The organism is Salinicola sp. CPA57 (assembly GCF_003206035.1).
Taxonomy (GTDB): Bacteria; Pseudomonadota; Gammaproteobacteria; order Pseudomonadales; family Halomonadaceae; genus Salinicola; species Salinicola socius.
On record NZ_PZJR01000011.1, the window covers coordinates 69,956 to 86,261 of the forward strand.

Genomic DNA, 16,306 nt, shown 5'->3' on the forward strand with positions numbered 1-16,306 from the left:
CTCACCAGTAAGCGCGAGCCGTGTGACGGCGACCCCGTCGCTTTCCTGGCCGCGCTTCTTGTTATTCAGGCTGCCGTGTATTTCCGACCGCCATGCCTGACCCTCAGAAACGTGCACTCTTTCCGCCTTGACCGGCTCGAGTCGCTTTTCTCGATGGAGGGATCGAACAAGGACCCCCAGATGACATCCGACTGTAACCCTCGCTATCTGGCGAGCGACAATACCTCCGGCATCTGTCCGGAAGCGCTTGATTACCTGATTCGGGCCAATGCCAGCGACGATCTCGCCTATGGCAACGATGCCTGGACTCACCGTGCCGCGGATCGTTTCCGCGAACTCTTCGACTACGATTGTGACGTCTTTTTCGTCTTCAACGGCACTGCCGCCAATTCGCTGTCGCTGGCGGCGTTGGGTCAGAGTTATCACAGCGTGATCTGTCACGAACTGGCCCATATCGAGACCGACGAGTGTGGCGGGCCGGAGTTTTTCTCCAACGGCTCCAAGCTGCTGACCAGCCCGGGTGAGAACGGCAAGCTGACGCCCGAGGGAATAGAGCGGCTGGTGGTGAAGCGCAACGATATCCACTACCCCAAGCCGCGGGTCGTCTCGATCACACAGGCCACCGAGGTGGGAACGGTCTACTCCCGCGAGGAGCTGCTGGCGATCCGCACCGTCGCGGACAAGTACGACCTGCGTGTTCACATGGACGGCGCGCGTTTCGCCAACGCCTGCAGTGCGCTGGATGCCTCCCCGGCCGAGCTGACCTGGCAGGCTGGCGTCGACGTGCTCTGTTTTTCCGGTACCAAGAATGGCTTGCCGATGGGCGAGGCGATTCTGTTCTTCAACAAGGAACTGGCCGAAGACTTTGCCTACCGTTGCAAGCAGGCGGGGCAGCTGGCTTCCAAGATGCGTTTCATCGCCGCGCCCTGGCTGGGGCTGCTTGAATCCGGTGCCTGGCGGCGCAACGCCGATCATGCCAATGCCATGGCCCGCTACCTCGCCGACGGCCTGGCGTCTCTGCCCGGTGTCTCGCTGATGTTTCCGGCTCAGGCCAACAGTGTCTTCGTCAGCTTGCCGGAGCCGGTCATCACCCAGCTGCGTGCCAAGGGCTGGACGTTCTACACCTTCATCGGCGCCGGCGGTGCGAGATTCGTGTGTTCCTGGAACACGACTTCCGAGCTGCTCGACCAGCTACTGGAAGACGCCCGCGCCGCCTTCGACGCGCCCTGATGCGCGCCGGCGCCCGGTCGATTCGGGCGCCGGTCACTTCTCGCCTCCCTCCCTTGTTGATGCGCCAGCGAATTTATCCAGTTTTTTCGATGGGTTAGCGACGTCTGCCTGAATTGGCACGTTTTATCCATGCAAATTCCCCGTGCATCGAAACCGGATCGTGATAGCGTGTTCTAAAGGGTCAATTCCGACGCTGCGTTGAAAAGACTCGCAAAATGGGTCTACCCGACGCTTCGTGAATCTGTCTATGCTGATAGTCAGCTAACCCGGCTGGCAGGACCTGGGTCCTGAGCGGTCGGGGGTCACGACCAGGAGGCTTCCATGAGCATCTTCGATCACGTGCAGAGCCGTTACGAGCAGGTTCAACAGGAAGAGATGAGCCTGCAGGAATATCTCGAGCTGTGCCGGAAGGATCCTCGAGTCTATGCCAACGCCGCCGAGCGGATGCTCAATGCGATCGGGGAGCCGGAAGCCATCGATACGGCCAAGGATCCCAGCCTGTCGCGAATTTTCTCCAACAAGGTCATCCGCCGCTATCCCGCCTTTGCCGAGTTCTACGGCATGGAAGAAGCGATCGAACAGATCGTCTCCTATTTTCGCCACGCCGCCCAGGGGCTCGAGGAGCGCAAGCAGATTCTCTACCTGCTGGGTCCGGTCGGCGGTGGCAAGTCGTCGCTGGCGGAACGCCTGAAGTTGCTCATGGAGCGCGTGCCGTTCTACGCGATCAAGGATTCGCCGGTCTACGAGTCTCCTCTGGGATTGTTCTCGCCGGAAGAGGATGGCGAGCTTCTCGAGAAGGAGTACAACATCGCCCAGCGCCATCTGAGAGGGCCGATGTCGCCTTGGGCTGCCAAGCGACTCAAGGAGTACGGCGGCGATCTCTCGCAGTTCCGGGTGGTGCGCCTGCATCCGTCACGCCTCAACCAGATCGCGGTTTCCAAGACCGAGCCCGGTGACGAGAACAATCAGGATATCTCGTCGCTGGTGGGCAAGGTCGATATCCGCCAATTGGAGCTCTATTCCCAGGACGATCCCGATGCCTACAGCTTCTCCGGCGGTCTCTGCAAGGCCAACCAGGGGCTGATGGAGTTCGTCGAGATGTTCAAGGCGCCGATCAAGGTGCTGCATCCGCTGCTGACCGCCACACAGGAGGGTAACTACAATCCGACCGAGGGCATGGGCGCGATTCCCTTCGAAGGCATCATCATGGCCCACTCCAACGAGAGCGAGTGGCAGCAGTTTCGCAACAATCGCAATAACGAGGCCTTCCTCGACCGCGTCTATATCGTCAAGGTGCCGTACTGCCTGCGCGTCTCCGAAGAGGTCAAGATCTATCAGAAGCTGCTGGAGCATTCGTCGCTCAACGAAGCGCCCTGTGCGCCGGACACGCTGCGCATGCTGGCCCAGTTCTCGACGCTCTCCAGGCTCAAGGAGCCGGAAAACTCGAGCATCTACTCCAAGATGCGGGTCTACGATGGCGAAAATCTGAAGGACACCGATCCCAAGGCCAAGTCGATCCAGGAATATCGTGACGCCGCCGGCGTGGACGAAGGGATGAACGGCCTCTCCACCCGCTTTGCCTTCAAGATTCTTTCCAAGGTATTCAACTTCGACGCTCACGAGATTGCCGCCAACCCGGTCCATCTGCTCTACGTGCTGGAACAGGCGCTGGAGCGCGAACAGTTGCCGAAAGAAGTGCACGAGCGCTATCTGCGTTTCATCAAGGAGTATCTGGCGCCGCGCTACGTCGACTTCATCGGCAAGGAGATTCAGACCGCCTATCTCGAGTCCTACACCGAGTACGGTCAGAACATCTTCGATCGCTACGTCACCTACGCCGACTTCTGGATTCAGGACCAGGAGTATCGCGATCCGGAGACCGGTGAGCTGTTCGATCGCCAGTCGCTCAACGAGGATCTCGAGAAGATCGAGAAGCCCGCCGGCATTTCCAATCCCAAGGACTTCCGTCACGAGGTGGTCAATTTCGTGCTGCGGGCGCGTGCCCACAACAACGGCATGAATCCCAGCTGGCAGTCGTACGAGAAACTCCGGGGCGTGATCGAGCACAAGATGTTTGCCAACACCGAGGAGTTGCTGCCGGTGATCTCGTTCAATGCCAAGGCGTCGGTGTCGGATCAGCGCAAGCATGAAGACTTCGTCGATCGCATGGTGCAGCGCGGCTATACCGAGAAGCAGGTGCGACTGTTGTCCGAATGGTATCTGCGGGTTCGCAAGTCGCACTAGCCGGCGATTCACTGATGTCAGCCGGGAGGCGGCCGCGGGCCGGGCCGCGCTTCCAGGGGCAGAGGCCGTTGCGGGTGGTCGCTGTCAAAGCCAGTCTGCGGCCAGCCTGCAGGAGATGCCATGAGCTACTTCATCGATCGACGCCCCAATGCGCGCAACAAGAGCGCGGTCAACCGTCAGCGATTCCTGCAGCGCTATCGCTCCCACATCAAGCGGGCCGTGGAAGAGTCGGTGAATCGACGCTCGATTACCGACATGGAGCGCGGGGAAAAGGTGTCGATTCCGGCCAAGGATATCTCCGAGCCCTCTTTCCAGCATGGGCCTGGCGGTAGGCGTACGGTGGTGAGTCCCGGCAACAAGGATTTTGCCGAGGGCGACCGGCTGCGACGGCCGGGCGGCGGCGGTGGTCAGGGCGACGGCGACGGTCAGGCGGGAAATCAGGGCGAGGGCATGGATGAATTCGTGTTCTCGCTGTCGCGGGAGGAGTTTCTCGATTTTGTCTTCGATGGTCTGGAGCTGCCGCACCTCGAACGCAAGCAGCTGCAGGTGCTGGAGGAAACCCGGCCGGTTCGCGCGGGGATTTCGAAAGAGGGTGTGCCGGCGCGGATCAATATCGTGCGCTCGATGCGCGAGGCTCAGGCTCGGCGTATCGGCATGCGGGCACCGCTGAAGCGCGCCCTGCGTGAGGCGCAGGAGGCGCTCGAGAGCGAAGAGCGAAAGGATCCGGTGCTGCGCAATCCGGCGCGTATCGGTGAACTCAAATCCGAGATCGAGCGGTTGGAGAAGCGGATCGAGTCGATTCCGTTCCTGGACACCTACGATCTGCGCTACAACCATCTTACCCATCAGCCGATGCCGTCGAACCAGGCCGTGATGTTCTGCATCATGGATGTTTCCGGTTCGATGACCCAGGCCCACAAGGATATCGGCAAGCGCTTCTTTCTCCTCCTCTATCTGTTTCTCGAGCGCAATTACGAGAAAGTCGAGCTGGTGTTCGTGCGTCATCACACCGTGGCCAAGGAAGTCGACGAGGAGGAGTTCTTCTACTCGCGGGAGACCGGCGGCACCATCGTTTCCAGTGCCCTGACGCTGGTCAACAGCATCATTGAGGCTCGTTATGCGCCGGAGCAGTGGAATCTTTACGTGGCCCAGGCCAGCGATGGCGACAACTGGGACGACGATTCCTCGACCTGCCTCGAGCTGCTCGACGAGTCGCTGATGCGCAAGCTGCAGTACTTCACCTATGTCGAGATCACGCCCCACGCCCATCAGGCGCTGTGGGAGGCCTATGACACGGTCAGAGCGGCGTATCCCGAGCGCTTCGCCATGCAGCAGATAGTCCAGGCGGAAGATATCTACCCGGTCTTCCGCGAGCTTTTCCGTCAGCGCGCGCAGAGCTGACATGGAGATCTTCGGCGGGACGCCACGCAGCGAGGAGTCACCGATGACGCGACGCAAGCCTTTAGCCACCGGCTCGGACTGGAACTTCGAGACGCTCGAAGCGTACGAGCATGCCATCGCCGCGCTGGCACGTGAATATCGGCTGGACACTTACCCCAACCAGATCGAGATCATCACCTCCGAGCAGATGATGGATGCCTATGCGAGCGTCGGCATGCCGATCGGTTACCACCACTGGTCGTTCGGCAAACAGTTCCTCTCGGTAGAGCAGGCTTACCGCCGTGGGCAGATGGGATTGGCCTACGAGCTGGTGATCAATTCCGATCCCTGCATCGCCTATCTCATGGAAGAAAACTCGCTGATGATGCAGGTGCTGGTTATCGCCCACGCCTGCTACGGACACAATTCGTTCTTCAAGGGCAACTATCTGTTTCGTGCCTGGACGGACGCCTCGGCGATCGTCGACTATCTGGACTTTGCCCGAAAGTATGTCGCCAGATGCGAAGAGCGCCATGGGGTCGAGGCGGTGGAGCAGCTGCTCGATGCCTGCCATGCGCTGCAGAACTACGGCGTCGATCGCTACAAGCGTCCTTCGCCGATCTCGGCCGAAGAGGAGGTCAGGCGTCAGGACGAGCGAGAAGCGTACCTGCAGACACAGGTCAACCGGCTCTGGAGCACGATCCCCCTGGCGGTGAGTGGGCTTGCCCAGGAGCCGCCGCACGATCACGAAAACGATCCGCTGGGCCTGCACCGTCATGGCCGCTATCCCAGCGAGCCGCAGGAAAATCTGCTCTATTTCCTCGAGAAGAATGCGCCGCTGCTGGAACCCTGGCAGCGCGAGATCGTGCGTATCGTGCGCAAACTGGCCCAGTATTTCTATCCGCAGCGTCAGACCCAGGTGATGAACGAAGGCTGGGCCACTTTCTGGCACTACACCTTGATGAATCGTCTTTACGACGACGGCCAGATCGACGAGGGCATCATGCTCGAGTTCCTGCAGTCGCATACTGCGGTCGTCAGCCAGCCCGGTTTCGACAGCCCCTATTTCAACGGCATCAACCCCTATGCACTGGGATTCGCGATGTTCAGCGATATCCAGCGCATCTGCCGGGCACCGACAAGCGAGGATCGCGAGTGGTTTCCGGACATCGCCGGCAGCGACTGGCTGGAGACGCTGCATTTCGCGATGCAGAACTTCAAGGACGAGTCGTTCATTCAGCAGTTTCTGTCGCCCAAGGTGATCCGCGACCTCAAGCTCTTCAGTCTGGTCGACGACGATCGTGACGACAGTCTTCAGGTCGAGGCGATTCACGACGATCGCGGCTATCGGCGCATTCGTGAGGCGCTGAGCGTGCAGTATGCGCTGTCGGCTCGTGAGCCCAATATCCAGGTCTGGGAAGCCGATATCCGCGGTGATCGCTCGCTGACGCTGCGTCATGTGCAGGATCGTCGGCGCCCGCTGGGCCAGAGTCTCTTTCCTGTCATGCGCTATCTGCATCAGCTGTGGGGATTCCCGATCAGGCTAGAGTCGATGGAAGGCGGCGATGTCGTGCGCCGCTATCAATGGCCGATTCCCGAATCGGCGTGATAGGGGGAGTCTCCCGCGTCCGCTTCGGCTGGGAATGGCTCGGGCATCCGCTGACGCCGGGAGGCGACCCGTCGCAGAGCTGATATACTCGCGCCGATCATCATTCTGTTGATTGGCCCGTCGATCGCGGGCCGAATTCGGTGGGAGAGGGAAATGCAGAACGCCGTCATTCTGATCAATGTCGAAAAGGGCCGGATTCGCGGTGTCGCCGAGCGGTTGGCCGACCTCGAGGGGATCAGCGAGGTCTATTCGACCTGCGGTCGCTACGATCTGATTGCCATCGCCCGCACGCGGGATTTCGAATCACTGGCCACGCTGGTGACCGAGCGCCTGATGAGTGTCGAAGGAATTCGCGATACCGAGACGCTCAACGCCATGCAGGTGCACTCGCGCCACGATCTCGACGCCATGTTCTCCGTCGGTCTCTAGGCCAGCGTGGCGCGTCGTCGAAAGCGAGGGCTGCTGGGGCAGCTGGCTCGCTCGTCCAGAATCGGTCTGGTTTTTGTCATCGTCATCAGCGGGCTGTGGTACTGGCAGGAAGGGGATGTCCGTGACCGGCTGAGCTGGATGGGCGTTCCCGAATGGCACTGGAACGACTGGCGGGGCTGGAATCGCGTGCTGCGTAACGATGGTTTCCTGGTGGGCTGGTCGGACGTGCGGGGCGAGCCGCTTTGGGTCGGCTATGCGCTGAATCGGGTCATTGATCCGCACAGCTATTCACGGCCCGATCGGTTCGAGTCCGACTGGCGCAGCCTGTGGCCCATCAGCGCCGACGACTACACCCGTAGTGGCTACGATCGCGGTCACCTGGCGCCGAACTATGCGATGTCGGTCGTTCATGGGCGCGATGCGCAGATGGCCAGCTTCCTGATGACCAACATCACGCCGCAACGCCCCAAGCTCAATCGTCAGCTATGGCAGCGCCTGGAAGAAGCGGTCATCGACGATTTCGTGCCGCGTTTCGGGAGCGTCTGGGTCGTTGCCGGGCCGGTTTTCGATGATCAGTTGCTGCATCGGGTAGGTTTCACCCAGATTCCCGTGGGTTTCTACAAAATATTGATCGTACCCGGCCAGACGCCGCGGGCGCTGGCATTTTTCATGCCGCAGGACGTCAATGGAAAAGAACCACTGGCGCGCTTTCTGGTCACGATCGACGAGATCGAGGCGCGTACCGGGCTGGATTTCTTTCCTCGACTGGCCGATCCCGTCGAGCGCCGGCTGGAAGGGCGCGTGGAGACGAACGGTTGGGGGCTGGAAGCGATCTCGACGCGGCCGGGGCGCTATCAGTGATCTCTGGCGTATCGAGCGGGCGCTGGTCGGCAGGAGTCTATCCGCGCAAACGGCGAGAAGGGTGCCGAGAGAGGCGCTCATGGCAGGAGCTGATACGGGATCGGGGTGATGAAGAGGATGACGCCGGAAAAAGAGAAACCGTGCGCAAAGAGATCTTGCGAAGAATAGATCGTTGGGCAGTAACCGGCGTTGTGTCAGACAGTCGGTGCCTGTTCGATCGAAATGTTCTGCAGTACATGACACATGGTGCCCAGGAGAGGACTTGAACCTCCACGTCCATAAGGACACTAGCACCTGAAGCTAGCGCGTCTACCAATTCCGCCACCTGGGCGTGTCATGATGCTGAACTTGCTTGGCGACCTGAAGCAGGTCTGGATTGGTGCCCGGAAGAGGACTTGAACCTCCACGTCCATAAGGACACTAGCACCTGAAGCTAGCGCGTCTACCAATTCCGCCATCCGGGCTTAATCCGACCCTGTGGCTTTCATTGAATTTTCATTCTCGAAAGCGTCACCGCAAGAAGCGATGGTGCCCAGAAGAGGACTTGAACCTCCACGTCCGTAAGGACACTAGCACCTGAAGCTAGCGCGTCTACCAATTCCGCCATCTGGGCCAAGGCGCGATGCATGATACCGACTCTGCGACCGAATGCAAGCGTCTCATGGCCGGTGTGAAAGCCGCGTTCCGAGCAGCTTCTCAGGCGTCGTCAAGCAGGGTGTCGAGGTGGCAATTGGGCCTGTAGGTCAGTGCATGGTTGGGTCGAACAGGCGTGGCCGCTATACTTGTCGCATGAATCCCAAAAAACTGAACGGCTCAAGCCGCCCGCCGCGTGCATTTTCTTTATCACTCAGGCCCAACTGGCTCAACGCAAGGACGATGGTTGCATGACTCATTGGACGTTGAATGACGATCCGCACGCGGCTCGTGAAACCCAGAAATATGACAATCCCGTACCCAGTCGTGAGTATCTGTTGGCACGACTGGAGGAGTACGGCAAGCCGATTACCCACGAAAACATGAGTGCCATGCTGGGGCTCGAGGACGAGAACCAGCTGGAGGCCGTGCGTCGCCGGCTGGCGGCGATGGAACGCGACGGGCAGATCCTCAAGGATCGCAAGGGCGCCTACGCGCTCATCGACAAGCTCGATCTGATCAAGGGGCGGGTTCAAGGCCATCGTGATGGCATGGGCTTCCTGATCCGTCATGACGGCGTCAAGCCCGATCTGGTACTGCCGCCACGTCAGATGCGCCGGGTATTCAATGGCGACGTGGTGCTGGCGCGTATCAGTGGGCGGGATCGCCGCAACCGCGCCGAGGGCACCATTGCCGAAGTGCTGGCGCGCAACACCCAGACGCTGGTCGGCGTATTTCGTCAGAACACCTCCGAGTTTGCGGTTCTGATCCCCGAGAATTCTCGGATCAGCCAGGAGGTGATCATCCCCCACAGTGTCAGCGGCGGGGCGAAAGACGGGCAGATCGTTTCCGTTCGCATCACCCAGCAGCCGGAAACGCGCAAGCAGCCGGTCGGTGAAGTGGTGGAGATCCTGGGCGAGCGGATGGATCCCGGTCTCGAGATCGACATTGCGATTCGCTCCCACGACATACCTGCCGACTTTCCGCCGGAAGTGGATGACCAGATCGCCGGCATGTCTGCCGAGGTCAAGGAGGAGGACAAGACGGCCCGTATCGATCTCCGCGAGATGCCGCTGGTCACCATCGACGGCGAGGATGCCAAGGATTTCGATGACGCTGTCTGTGCCTGGAAGACCAAATCCGGCAGTTGGAAGCTGGTGGTGGCAATCGCCGATGTCTCTCATTACGTCCGCGGTGGCAGCGCGCTGGACAACGAAGCCTATATTCGCGGCAATTCGGTCTACTTCCCCGGTCAGGTCGTGCCGATGCTGCCGGAGCTGCTTTCCAACGGGCTGTGCTCGCTCAATCCGCATGTCGATCGCCTGACCATGGTCTGCGAGATGAACATTTCGCAGACCGGTACCATCAGCCGCTACAAGTTCTACGAAGCGGTGATCCAGTCCCATGCGCGGCTGACCTACAATCAGGTCGGTACCATGCTGCAGGAGGCGGACAGTGAAGAAGGCATCGCGCTGAGAGAGCGCTATCGTGAGCTGGTGCCCTCGCTCGAGAATCTCCACGGCCTCTATCAGGTGCTGCGCAAGGCGCGCGAAGTGCGTGGTGCCATCGACTTCGAGACCACCGAAACAGAGATCGTCTTCAATGACGAGCGCAAGATCGAGAAGATCGTTCCGCGTAGCCGCAACGACGCCCACAAGGTGATCGAGGAGTGCATGCTGGCGGCCAACGTCGCGACGGCACGATTCCTCGACAAGCACGACCTGCCCGCGCTCTATCGAGTCCACCAGGCGCCGGCGCCGGAGCGTCTGGAGAATCTCCGGGTATTCCTGGGCGAGCTGGGCCTGACGCTGGGCGGGGGCGACGAGCCGACGCCCAAGGATTATCAGGCGTTGCGCGAGGTGATCCAGAACCGGCCGGACTTCGATATCATCCAGACGGTGATGCTGCGTTCGATGAGTCAGGCGGTCTACTCGCCGCAGAACGATGGGCACTTCGGCCTCGCCTATCAGGCCTATGCGCACTTCACCTCGCCGATTCGCCGCTACCCCGATCTGCTGGTGCATCGCGCGATTCGCTCGGTCATTCGCGGCCCGCGTCAGACCCAGACCGTGCAGCGTGCCGAAGGCGCCCCGGTGGAAAAACCCACCACCTGGTGCCCTTACACCTTCGAACAGATGATCGAGCTGGGCGAGCACTGCTCGATGACCGAACGTCGCGCCGACGACGCGACGCGGGATGTCACCGACTGGCTCAAGTGCGAGTTCCTTTCCGACAAGGTCGGCGAAGTCTACGAAGGCACGATCGCTTCCGTCACGCAGTTCGGCATTTTCGTGCGTCTCGACGATGTCTATGTGGAAGGACTGGTGCACGTGACGTCGCTGCCGTCCGACTACTACCATTTCGAAGCCGACAAGCATCGCCTCAAGGGTGAGCGCAGTGGTGTTGCCTATCGCCTGGGCGACGGAGTCACGGTTCGTGTGGCGCGCGTCGATCTCGATGATCGCAAGATCGATTTCGACCTTGCCGATTCGACGCCGCGGCATCACCGCACGCCGCGTGGTCAGAAGCCCGGTGCGGGGAAAGCCTCCGGTGACGGCGCATCGGCCAGGAAGTCGTCGTCGAGCAAGAGTCGTCCCGGCAAGCGCGAGCGCCAGGGCGCCGCGGCGGGAAAAGACACGAGCGCTGACGAGTCGGCGCCTGACGCGGCCAACAACGAGGGTGGCGTGCCCAAGCGTCGTACCCGCGGCCCACGTCAGCGTCGGGGAAAAGGATGAGCGCGCCGTTGATCTTTCGAGCTGCGGCGCACGGTGGGTAATGCCATGAGTCGTTCAACCAGCCGGCGTCAACCTGCCAAGTCCCAGGATCGCCCCCGCACGCCCGATGGGCTCGAATCGGTCTACGGGGTGCACGCCGTTCGCGCGCTGTTCGAGCGGGGTCAGCCGCCGAAGGTGCTGTGGATCCAGCAAGGTCATGCCGAGCAGCGCCTGGAGGCACTGTTGCAGCTCGCCCACGCCGCCGGATGTGATCTGAAACGGGTGGCGCGAGAAACCCTGGATGGGGTGTCCAATCAGGCCTCCCATCAGGGGGTGATCGGATTTTGCGAGCCGCTGGTGGCGGAAAGTGAAACCACTCTTTGGTGGCGGCTCGAGCAGTGGCTAAAGGGCGAGCCGCCGCTGCTGCTGATTCTCGATGGCGTGACGGATCCGCACAATCTTGGAGCTTGCCTGCGCAGTGCCGATGCCGCCGGTGTCAACGGCGTCATCGTTCCCAAGGACAAGTCCGCGCCGCTGAACGCCACCGTTCGCAAGGTGGCCTGCGGGGCGGCCGAGCTGGTGCCGGTGTTTCAGGTCACCAATCTGGCACGTTGCATGGACAAGCTCAAGCAGCAGGGGGTTTGGATCACCGGCACTGCCGGCGAGGCCGACAGCCTGCTCTACGACGCCGATTTCACCGCCCCCTGTGCGCTGGTGATGGGGGCGGAAGGCAAGGGCATGCGCCGTTTGACCCGCGAGGCCTGTGACGGACTGGTCAAGTTACCGATGCAGGGCGGCGTTTCCAGCCTCAACGTCTCGGTCGCCACGGGGATCTGTCTGTTCGAGGCCGTTCGTCAGCGCGGGCTCGCGGCCAGCGGTTAAGCTTGCACCGACTGGTTCCTGTCTCTACAATTGCGCGGTTCTGTGGGCAGGCTATGCTCATGGAACGCGACTCTATCCCCGAATTTCTCTGATGCGAGGGGTTCGTCCGGTCTTTCACGGGCGGGTCTGTCGGAGCGACAAGGGAAGAGCGCTAATTGGTCTGAATATTCGGATATCACTGCGATCACTCATCGCAATCCGGTATCGACTCCTTGCTTCTCATGGTGGCCATCTATCGATGATCGGCACCGTGCAGAAGCTGCCAAACCGAAAGGAGCTAACATGCGTCATTACGAAATCGTGTTCATGGTCCATCCGGACCAGAGCGAGCAGGTTCCGGCCATGGTCGAGCGCTACACCGGCCTCGTCACCGAAAACGGCGGCACCGTGCATCGTCTCGAAGATTGGGGGCGCCGCCATCTGGCCTACCCGATCAACAAGATCCACAAGGCACACTACGTGCTGATGAACGTCGAATGCAGCGGCGAGACTCTCGACGAGATCGAGAACATCTTCCGTTTCAACGACGCCATCATCCGCAGCATGATCGTGCGCAGCAAAGAGGCCGTGACTGAAGCCTCGCCGATGATGAAGCCGACCGAAGAAAAGAGCCGTCGCCGTGACGACAAGCCCTCCGAGCGTGGTGATCGTGAGCGTTCAGAACGCCCCGAGCGTTCCGAAGCCGCTGAAGAAACCCACTGATTCGATTTCGCTAAGGAGAGACTCGCATGGCACGTTTTTTCCGTCGCCGTAAGTTCTGTCGCTTCACCGCCGAGGGCGTGAAGTACATCGACTACAAAGACATCGATACGCTGAAAGCCTACGTCACCGAAACCGGCAAGATCGTTCCGAGCCGCATTACGGGTACTCAGGCGCGCTACCAGCGTCAGCTGTCAACCGCTATCAAGCGGGCGCGCTACCTGGCGCTGCTGCCGTACTCCGACAGCCACCAGTAAACCCCGGTTCCGGTACCCGTTGATCCGGTAAACCAAACCACAGCGAGACATCATGCTGGTACTGGCCCGATGGATCATGCGCGGCATGCCGCAAGCCGTTGCGGCGGCTGCACTGACAGCGCTGGTGCCGTGGCTTTTCTGGTTCAGCGCCGCCGTGGCGGGGCTGGTCACGCTGCGCCGTGGCATGACGACGGCGGCCCCGGTATTGATCGCCGCAGCCATCCCCGCCGGTTGGTGGTGGATGCAGGGCGATGCGGTACCGCTGGCCAGTATCCTGCTGGTCACGTTGATGGCCACGGTGCTGCGGTCCCGTATGCGGTGGGCGGAAGCGCTGATCGTCGGCAGTGTCGTCTGCATGGCGATGGTGCAACTGGGTATTTTCCTCCCGGCGGGCGGTACGGCATCGTTATTGGCGGAGTTACGCCAGAGTTCGTCGGAAGTGGCCCGCATGCTGGATCAGCTATCGGCGCAGGGCGTCGATACCGAGATGATGGCAGCGCTGGTAATTGGCGGTGCGACCGGCCTGGTGGTACTGCTCGCCGGCATCGCCTGTCTGGCGCTGGCTCGCAGTTGGCAGGCCGGGCTCTACAACCCTGGCGGTTTTCGCGAAGAGTTCCACGCGCTGAAACTGTCCGGGAAGCAGCTTCTGCTACTGGTCGGGTTGATGGTCCTGGGAGTGGTATTGGCCGTTCCCGCGGCCAGTCTGCTGGCTTGGGTACCGCTGCTGGTCGCCGGTGTGGCGCTGGTACACGGGTTTATCGGTTTGAAGGGAATGAGCGGGTTCTGGCTGGTAGGCTTCTATGCCTTGTTGTTGACCACCTGGCCCACGATTCTGATTGTACTGCTGTTGGCGTTGGTAGATACCTTCGCGGATTTTCGCGGTCGTCTGACACGCAGTGATTGACGAGAGGTTCACGAGAATGGAAGTCATTCTGCTCGATAACATCGGTAAGCTGGGCGACCTGGGTGACAAGGTCACCGTCAAGCCCGGCTACGGTCGTAATTATCTGGTTCCTTACGGCCTGGCCGTACCGGCAACCAAAGACAACGTCGAAGCGTTCGAGACGCAGCGTGCGGAGCTCGAAGCCCAGGCTGCCGAACGCAAGTCCCAGGCTGAGACGCGCGCTGCCCAGCTCGCCGAAATCGAGCTGTCTCTGGTCGCCAAGGCCGGTGAAGAAGGCAAGCTGTTCGGCTCCATCGGTCCGCGCGATCTGGCCGAAGCCATGGCTCAGGCCGGCATCGAAGTCGCCAAGAGCGAAGTGCGCATGCCGGAAGGCCCGCTTCGCCAGACGGGCGAATATGACATCGCGCTGCAGCTGCATGCCGAAGTCACCTCCAGCGTCCGTGTCGTGGTAGTGGCCGAGTAAGTTTCGACCGTTATCGTGATGTGACGTCTGGCTCAAGGCACGCAGGGCTCACGCCCTGCGTGCCTTTTTCATGACCGGTAGGCGTGGCGATGGCCACGAGCCACTGGGTAGAATGAGCGCCAGATCATTTCCGCAGGTTCCACGCACGATACAGGTGAACGCCAAGCATGAATCAACGCGTCGACAATGACCGGGAAACCGCGCAGCTGAAGGTGCCGCCGCATTCGCTCGAGGCAGAGCAGTCGGTGCTGGGCGGGCTGATGCTCGACAACAGCAGCTGGGACACGGTGTCGGAGCGTCTGGTAGCGGACGATTTCTACCGTCACGAGCATCGGCTGGCGTTCAATGCGATGGCGGAACTGGCCGAGAGCACCCACCCGCTCGATGTCGTGACCCTGTCGGAAGCGCTCGAGCGTCGCGATCAGCTCGAGAGCGTGGGCGGGCTTGCCTACCTGGCGGAGCTGGCGCGCAACACGCCTTCTGCCAGCAACATCCGCGCCTATGCCGATATCGTTCGTGAGCGGGCGACGCTACGCAAATTGATCCAGGCCTCGCGCCAGATCGCCGACAGCGCCTATTCTCCGGACGGCAGGCTGCCGGACGAGCTGGTCAACGAGGCCGAGCGGCTGGTCTTCCAGATCAGCGAGTCCCGGCCCAAGTTCGGCGGCCCGATCGGCATGAGTCAGTTGCTGACCAAAGCCGTCGACCGGATCGACGAGCTGTTCAACATGAAGGGCCAGATGACCGGTATCTCGACCGGTTTCCGCGACCTCGACGACATGACGTCGGGTCTGCAGCCCTCGGATCTGGTGATCATCGCCGGGCGCCCGTCGATGGGCAAGACCACCTTCGCCATGAACCTGGTCGAGCACGCGGTAGTCTCCAGCGACAAGCCGGTGGTCGTCTTCTCGATGGAGATGCCCGCCGAATCGCTGATGCTGCGCATGCTGTCGTCTCTGGGGCGCATCGATCAGACCCGTGTGAGAACCGGTCAGCTCGAGGACGAGGATTGGCCGCGGCTGACGTCGGCGGTCAATCTGCTCAAGGATCGTCAGTTGTTCATCGATGATACGCCGGCGCTATCGCCCAACGAGCTGCGCTCCCGCGTGCGCCGGATCGCCCGCGAGCACGGCAACGTCGGTCTGGTGATGATCGATTATCTCCAGTTGATGCAGGTACCCGGGCTTTCCGAGAATCGTACCGCGGAGATCTCCGAGATTTCCCGCTCGCTCAAGGGGCTGGCAAAGGAGTTCAACTGTCCGGTGGTGTCGCTGTCTCAGCTCAACCGATCACTGGAGCAGCGTCCCAACAAGCGGCCAGTGATGTCGGATCTGCGTGAGTCGGGGGCCATCGAGCAGGATGCCGACGTCATCGCCTTCGTCTATCGTGACGAGGTCTACAATTCCGACAATCCTGACAACAAGGGGTTGGCGGAATTGATCATCGGCAAGCAGCGTAATGGGCCGATCGGTACCGTGCACATGGCCTTCATCGGCAAGTACACGCGATTCGAGGATCTGGCGCCGGACAGCTACGGTCAGCACTACGAGTAAGCCGACCGACAGTGAAGAAGCCGGCGTTGCCGGTGTTTTGGAAAGATATCAAGGAGTCGAATCATGGCAGGCGGTTTTCAGCGGGGGCGTCGTCAACGGGTCCCCAAGATCGAGGTACGAGGCCAGCTGGAGAAGCTCGAGCGGGAAGGCCCCTTCAAGGAGTGGCTGGGCATGCCCGATCTCTACCGTCACTGGCTGACGGTCGATGGCGAGCTCTACAGTTACCAGACGGAAGATGCCGAGTTGCCGGTCGCCGTCGGCGATCGCGTGGTGTTTCGCTACAAGGAAGCCAAGGCGGGCAAGTGGATCGATCGAAACTCTCTGGGCAAGGCGATCGATCCTTCCGATTATCGCTAGGCCATGTCTGAAAAGTACTGCGCTTGCCCATGCGGCGTTAACAATCGGCTGGTGCGTCAGCCCGGTCAAGGTGTTCATTGACACCCCGTAA

14 protein-coding genes and 3 tRNA genes are annotated in these 16,306 nt (G+C 61.0%); 14 read left to right on the top strand and 3 right to left on the bottom strand.

From position 1 onward, the window contains the following. Window positions 1-180: 180 nt before the first annotated feature. The 6 genes from DOM36_RS12530 to DOM36_RS12555 all read left to right on the top strand — a co-directional run bounded on the left by DOM36_RS12530 (window position 181) and on the right by DOM36_RS12555 (window position 7,753). Complete coding sequence (locus DOM36_RS12530; RefSeq protein WP_075571649.1) at window positions 181-1,230, top strand: low specificity L-threonine aldolase; 1,050 nt, start codon at window positions 181-183, stop codon at window positions 1,228-1,230. A gap of 321 nt (window positions 1,231-1,551) precedes the next feature. Continuing rightward, window positions 1,552-3,474 (top strand): PrkA family serine protein kinase, encoded by a 1,923-nt coding sequence (locus tag DOM36_RS12535; RefSeq protein WP_075571650.1) that lies wholly within the window; start codon window positions 1,552-1,554, stop codon window positions 3,472-3,474. Window positions 3,475-3,594: 120 nt separating this feature from the next. Then, window positions 3,595-4,875, top strand: a complete 1,281-nt coding sequence (locus DOM36_RS12540; protein WP_110643283.1) for a YeaH/YhbH family protein — start codon at window positions 3,595-3,597, stop codon at window positions 4,873-4,875. Window positions 4,876-4,918: 43 nt separating this feature from the next. Beyond that, window positions 4,919-6,463: a SpoVR family protein gene (locus DOM36_RS12545; RefSeq protein WP_110643531.1), complete on the top strand. Its 1,545-nt coding sequence runs from the start codon at window positions 4,919-4,921 to the stop codon at window positions 6,461-6,463. Between the two features lie 153 nt (window positions 6,464-6,616). Continuing rightward, complete coding sequence (locus DOM36_RS12550) at window positions 6,617-6,892, top strand: Lrp/AsnC ligand binding domain-containing protein (protein ID WP_075571652.1); 276 nt, start codon at window positions 6,617-6,619, stop codon at window positions 6,890-6,892. A gap of 6 nt (window positions 6,893-6,898) precedes the next feature. Next, on the top strand, window positions 6,899-7,753 hold the full coding sequence (locus tag DOM36_RS12555) for a DNA/RNA non-specific endonuclease (RefSeq protein ID WP_232823823.1): 855 nt from the start codon (window positions 6,899-6,901) through the stop codon (window positions 7,751-7,753). Window positions 7,754-7,997: 244 nt separating this feature from the next. Here the strand turns inward: DOM36_RS12555 and DOM36_RS12560 are convergent. From DOM36_RS12560 to DOM36_RS12570, 3 genes are all read right to left on the bottom strand, one after another. Continuing rightward, window positions 7,998-8,084: transfer RNA gene (locus tag DOM36_RS12560), tRNA-Leu, on the bottom strand. A gap of 46 nt (window positions 8,085-8,130) precedes the next feature. Then, window positions 8,131-8,217: transfer RNA gene (locus DOM36_RS12565), tRNA-Leu, on the bottom strand. Between the two features lie 62 nt (window positions 8,218-8,279). Continuing rightward, window positions 8,280-8,366, bottom strand: a tRNA-Leu gene (locus DOM36_RS12570). Between the two features lie 271 nt (window positions 8,367-8,637). Between DOM36_RS12570 and rnr the strand changes: the two genes are divergently transcribed. The 8 genes from rnr (at window position 8,638) to DOM36_RS12610 (ending at window position 16,215) form a co-directional block, all read left to right on the top strand. Then, window positions 8,638-11,121 (top strand): ribonuclease R, encoded by a 2,484-nt coding sequence (gene rnr, locus DOM36_RS12575; protein ID WP_110643284.1) that lies wholly within the window; start codon window positions 8,638-8,640, stop codon window positions 11,119-11,121. A gap of 45 nt (window positions 11,122-11,166) precedes the next feature. Continuing rightward, entirely contained in the window at window positions 11,167-11,982 is an 816-nt protein-coding gene (rlmB, locus tag DOM36_RS12580; RefSeq protein ID WP_075570795.1) for a 23S rRNA (guanosine(2251)-2'-O)-methyltransferase RlmB, read from the top strand. 282 nt (window positions 11,983-12,264) lie between these two features. Further along, on the top strand, window positions 12,265-12,684 hold the full coding sequence (gene rpsF / locus DOM36_RS12585) for a 30S ribosomal protein S6 (protein ID WP_075570796.1): 420 nt from the start codon (window positions 12,265-12,267) through the stop codon (window positions 12,682-12,684). Between the two features lie 26 nt (window positions 12,685-12,710). Further along, window positions 12,711-12,938, top strand: coding sequence for a 30S ribosomal protein S18 (gene rpsR / locus DOM36_RS12590; protein ID WP_035472385.1), 228 nt, complete (start codon window positions 12,711-12,713; stop codon window positions 12,936-12,938). Between the two features lie 52 nt (window positions 12,939-12,990). After that, a complete protein-coding gene (locus DOM36_RS12595; RefSeq protein WP_110643285.1) occupies window positions 12,991-13,842 on the top strand; it encodes a hypothetical protein in 852 nt (283 codons plus the stop codon). Between the two features lie 16 nt (window positions 13,843-13,858). Continuing rightward, on the top strand, window positions 13,859-14,305 hold the full coding sequence (gene rplI / locus DOM36_RS12600) for a 50S ribosomal protein L9 (protein ID WP_075570798.1): 447 nt from the start codon (window positions 13,859-13,861) through the stop codon (window positions 14,303-14,305). A 167-nt stretch (window positions 14,306-14,472) separates the two neighbouring features. Then, a complete protein-coding gene (gene dnaB, locus DOM36_RS12605) occupies window positions 14,473-15,858 on the top strand; it encodes a replicative DNA helicase (protein WP_075570799.1) in 1,386 nt (461 codons plus the stop codon). Between the two features lie 63 nt (window positions 15,859-15,921). After that, the gene (locus DOM36_RS12610; protein WP_075570800.1) at window positions 15,922-16,215 is read left to right on the top strand and encodes a hypothetical protein; all 294 of its coding nucleotides are present in this window, start codon (window positions 15,922-15,924) and stop codon (window positions 16,213-16,215) included. The last annotated feature ends 91 nt before the right edge of the window (window positions 16,216-16,306 follow it).

Excerpts from the sequence above, each read along its gene's own strand:
- DOM36_RS12550 (WP_075571652.1), top strand. The coding sequence starts at position 6,617 with ATGCAGAACGCCGTCATTCTGATCAATGTCGAAAAGGGCCGGATTCGC.
- dnaB (WP_075570799.1), top strand. The coding sequence starts at position 14,473 with ATGAATCAACGCGTCGACAATGACCGGGAAACCGCGCAGCTGAAGGTG.
- DOM36_RS12545 (WP_110643531.1), top strand. The coding sequence starts at position 4,919 with ATGACGCGACGCAAGCCTTTAGCCACCGGCTCGGACTGGAACTTCGAG.
- rplI (WP_075570798.1), top strand. The coding sequence starts at position 13,859 with ATGGAAGTCATTCTGCTCGATAACATCGGTAAGCTGGGCGACCTGGGT.
- DOM36_RS12595 (WP_110643285.1), top strand. The coding sequence starts at position 12,991 with ATGCTGGTACTGGCCCGATGGATCATGCGCGGCATGCCGCAAGCCGTT.
- rnr (WP_110643284.1), top strand. The coding sequence starts at position 8,638 with ATGACTCATTGGACGTTGAATGACGATCCGCACGCGGCTCGTGAAACC.
- rpsR (WP_035472385.1), top strand. The coding sequence starts at position 12,711 with ATGGCACGTTTTTTCCGTCGCCGTAAGTTCTGTCGCTTCACCGCCGAG.
- DOM36_RS12610 (WP_075570800.1), top strand. The coding sequence starts at position 15,922 with ATGGCAGGCGGTTTTCAGCGGGGGCGTCGTCAACGGGTCCCCAAGATC.
- rpsF (WP_075570796.1), top strand. The coding sequence starts at position 12,265 with ATGCGTCATTACGAAATCGTGTTCATGGTCCATCCGGACCAGAGCGAG.
- rlmB (WP_075570795.1), top strand. The coding sequence starts at position 11,167 with ATGAGTCGTTCAACCAGCCGGCGTCAACCTGCCAAGTCCCAGGATCGC.
- DOM36_RS12535 (WP_075571650.1), top strand. The coding sequence starts at position 1,552 with ATGAGCATCTTCGATCACGTGCAGAGCCGTTACGAGCAGGTTCAACAG.
- DOM36_RS12540 (WP_110643283.1), top strand. The coding sequence starts at position 3,595 with ATGAGCTACTTCATCGATCGACGCCCCAATGCGCGCAACAAGAGCGCG.
- DOM36_RS12530 (WP_075571649.1), top strand. The coding sequence starts at position 181 with ATGACATCCGACTGTAACCCTCGCTATCTGGCGAGCGACAATACCTCC.